3 protein-coding genes are annotated in these 3566 nt (G+C 30.3%); 1 reads left to right on the plus strand and 2 read right to left on the minus strand.

Annotation, left to right across the window (positions count from 1 at the left end; all coding sequences use genetic code 11):
• The coding region (locus tag ABTY61_RS41545; RefSeq protein ID WP_350510448.1) for a cation efflux transmembrane domain-containing protein at positions 1-518 on the plus strand (518 nt) is incomplete at its 5' end.
• 118 nt (positions 519-636) lie between these two features.
• Here ABTY61_RS41545 and ABTY61_RS41550 read toward each other — a convergent pair.
• The gene (locus ABTY61_RS41550; protein WP_162159580.1) at positions 637-1506 is read right to left on the minus strand and encodes a replication initiation protein; all 870 of its coding nucleotides are present in this window, start codon (positions 1504-1506) and stop codon (positions 637-639) included.
• A gap of 653 nt (positions 1507-2159) precedes the next feature.
• Entirely contained in the window at positions 2160-3425 is a 1266-nt protein-coding gene (mobV, locus tag ABTY61_RS41555; RefSeq protein ID WP_350510449.1) for a MobV family relaxase, read from the minus strand.
• Positions 3426-3566 lie beyond the last annotated feature (141 nt).

A 3566-nucleotide genomic window follows, 5' to 3' on the forward strand; every position in this document is an offset into this window, starting at 1 on the left:
CTAGAAATAGAAAAAAATCTGATTTAATATATGCAGAAATGCTTCAATGGTTGTTAGATACTTTTGTAAGTTTTGGATTAGTGTTAGGTTTTATTTTAATGTTTATACTAAAATATACTAAATTTGATTGGCTAATTCCTTACATAGATCCTTTTTTAGTTTTAATCGCTGGTATTATTTTAATAGTTATGCCTATAAGACTTCTATATAAAAATGGTAAAGAAATTATATCAATGTCTGCTTCAGAAGAAGTACAATATGATATTTATAATATAGTAAAGAAAAAAAATATTGAATATAATATTAGAGACGAAGATATTAGAATATCTAAAATGGGGCAAGTTATTTATATTGATTTACAAAACATAGTTGATAGAAATTCCTATATTCAAACTATTGAACAAGCAGATGTATACAGAAATGAAATAATAGAAGAAATTAACCAAAATTTCATAAATTTTGATAAATGGTTAAATATTTCATTCACTGAAAAATATTACTCAAGACAAATAAACTAAATATTTCTCTAATTCTCATAAAGTGTTAATATTATTAATGTGTTCTATACTAATTATGGTTATAGTCCTTCATTCATTTGGAGGACTAATTTATATTTAAATTAGTAAACTGTCATTCTTACTTATTCTCCCATTTTTCTTTTAATTGACGTTGAAATGCTTCTCTATCTTGTCTTAATTTAGTGTCTTCATTATATATTTTGTGTGATTGTGTATATTCTTTTTTCTCTAACCATTTAGGTGTTTTTTCTCGACTACTATAGCGCTTAGACATAATTTTATCTTGTCTTTCAGGTTTTCGTTTACTATGTATACACTTCTCAGCGTCAAAGATAAACTCTAACCATTCAATTTTACGTCCCTTTTTAGCCTTGATTTTATTAATGTGAAGATTGTTAAAAATAGTGTTTAACTCTGTAACAATAGGCTTCAAAACATTTTTATTAATATCTGTCATTCTATAAGATTTAGGGATATCTAGGCGTTCTCTAAAATCATCAATTTTAATTTTCATATAACCAGTGTGTTTATATTGTTTAAGTATTCTAAACATGTTTTTTGAATATGTAGATTTCAAATTTGTCATTTCTTTTAATTCAAATTTAGTAAAGTTGCTAGTAATTGAATTAAGTATATGCTTTAAATTAGGAGAAGTTGAAATTTCTAAGTATTGATCTTTTTTATGAATTCTATAATGATTAAATAAAATAAATCTTTCTATAACCTCATCATCTTCGTATCTAATTGTTAGTTCCAACATTTTCTTATATACATCATCCAAGTCTTTAACGAATCTATTAATATTACGTGTTTTCGGACTATAGTTACTCAATTCTTTCAATTCATCAAAAGATAAATGAAGTGTGTTAGTTTCTTTTTCCTTAAGTTTATTACACATGGCAAAAAATAAATTAATTTCAGTACTGGTGAATTTTCTTAAAGGAACTAAATTCAAATCGTTTTTGTATACTACTGTTTCTCTCGTCATTATATAGATACCTCAACATAATTATTTCAATAAGGAGCATGTTTTTTTATGATACTCCTTATTGAATTGATATTTTCACGTTAAAACACTTTGATAACAATGTCAATTAACAAAAGAAGGTTTATAATAAAAACTACTCCTTTTATGTGGCAAAACTACTCCTTTTATGTGGCAAAACTACTCCTTTTATGTGGCAAAACTACTCCTTTTATGTGGCAAAACTACTCCTTAAGCATCTCAAATAAGCTGTGGCTCTAAAGCTCAAACGACTTCTAAAAAGGTTTATAAAAAGATTTATAAAAAGATATTAAAAAGGTCGGAGTGAAATACTCCAAATTCATTCAAATATACTTCTAAAGAAACGAACACAAAAATAAACTTTAAAAAATATCTTCATCAATTAATTTAGAAATCATACTCACATCTTATCATTTCCAATACAATATCTTTGCTACCTTGGAATTCTTATAATAATATAGAAATGCAAAGGTATTGTTCCTCCTTACAGAACTATTTAATATGCGCTGTAAGTAAGGTAATGATTGTTCTTAATCGGTTGATCATACTTATTAAATTTTTATCTCCTCTTTTCATGAGATAAGCACTCAGGCGAGTATCATACTTGTTTGAGTGCTTATTTTTATTGATTTATTCTAAAATTCTAAGTCATTCTCTGTCTCTTTTTTAATAGGTGCTGATGCCTTTCTTATATGATGGTCTATCCCTGACACATCACCTTGATATGCATGTGTTAAAGCCCCCTGATCCACCGTATCGGGATCAATACCGACTTCTGGCATACGTTGATATTTAATTTCTGCGCTTAATTCAATGTTCCTATCTTTCAATGCACATCTAAGTCCCGCAAACAAAATACGTGTATCATTTCTTACCATGTCGTTCATCGCTTGATGACGTGCATTTAACATGTCTAAATGGTGTTCGAGTTGATTATTTTGTGTTGTTAAATGTTGATTGCGCTTGTCCAAATCTCTGTAATTCATTCTAAGGCCACTCAGAGACGCCTCATACGCTTTGATTTCTTTTTGGTACTTTTCCTCCTCTTTTTCAAAATCGTCCCTAGAAATCGTTCTCAGTTGCTTGTATAGGTCGATATCTTCTTGAGCCTGTTGAGAATCCTCTTGTAAAAAATGATTTTTCCGTTTTAAGTTTTGAATATCCCGAGTTAAATTTTCTTTTTCATCGTGTAAATCGTTGATATCCCTCAACAATTGTTTTTTCGTTTCAATTTGTTGGTCTAATTCACTTAAAACTTTCGCTTTCTTTTTATATTCATGAATATCTTGAATATACGTTTTATTATCATCGGTACTCCCACGTTCAACATCAAAACCTTGCTGGCACAGATGTGTTGTTAATTCATCATGGATATGATTAATGGCTTGTCGATTCATAGCTGTACGTGCTGATAACCGCCCTTGATGATTAACAGGTATAAAGTGAAGGTGCATATGAGGCGCTGATTCATCCATATGCACTTTCGCTGAAACGACATTGGCTTCACCAAAACGTTCACTGAAGTAATCTTTACATGTCTTAAAGTAGTGTTTTGTACGTGTTTCTCCCATACGGTCGGCCTCTTCTTTCGATAACGTAATGATATTGGAATACATCACCACACTATTTTTCTGTACGCGTGACCCCTGTTCTTTATAATAACCGACTCTATCTTTCACACGATGATACAAATGACGTTCATCTTCAACTAAATCAAAGTTTAAGTTTGTCCGTTTCAAATCAATCTTGTCGTTTTTGATTCTCCCTTTACGTTCTTGTTCCATCTCTTTGCCTTTAACATCGCTCATTTTATTTTTTTGCGTATTCCAAGCTAATTTCAAATTGAGTGCCCTCCCCGAAGCTTTTTGATTTGTCTGTGGTTCTCTACTTTCGAGAACCACAGACAAATATCATTTTACAAGCGCTGTGATTGTCTACCTTCGACAATGCTTCGCTTATGTAAAATGATGGATACTCTCACCGCTACGCCTCAAACATGTGAGGCTGATTCCGCAATGAGAGTATAGCTTGATATACTCTTA

The sequence above is a fragment of the Kitasatospora sp. NPDC096128 genome, from assembly GCF_040303105.1.
Lineage (GTDB): Bacteria > Actinomycetota > Actinomycetes > Streptomycetales > Streptomycetaceae > Kitasatospora.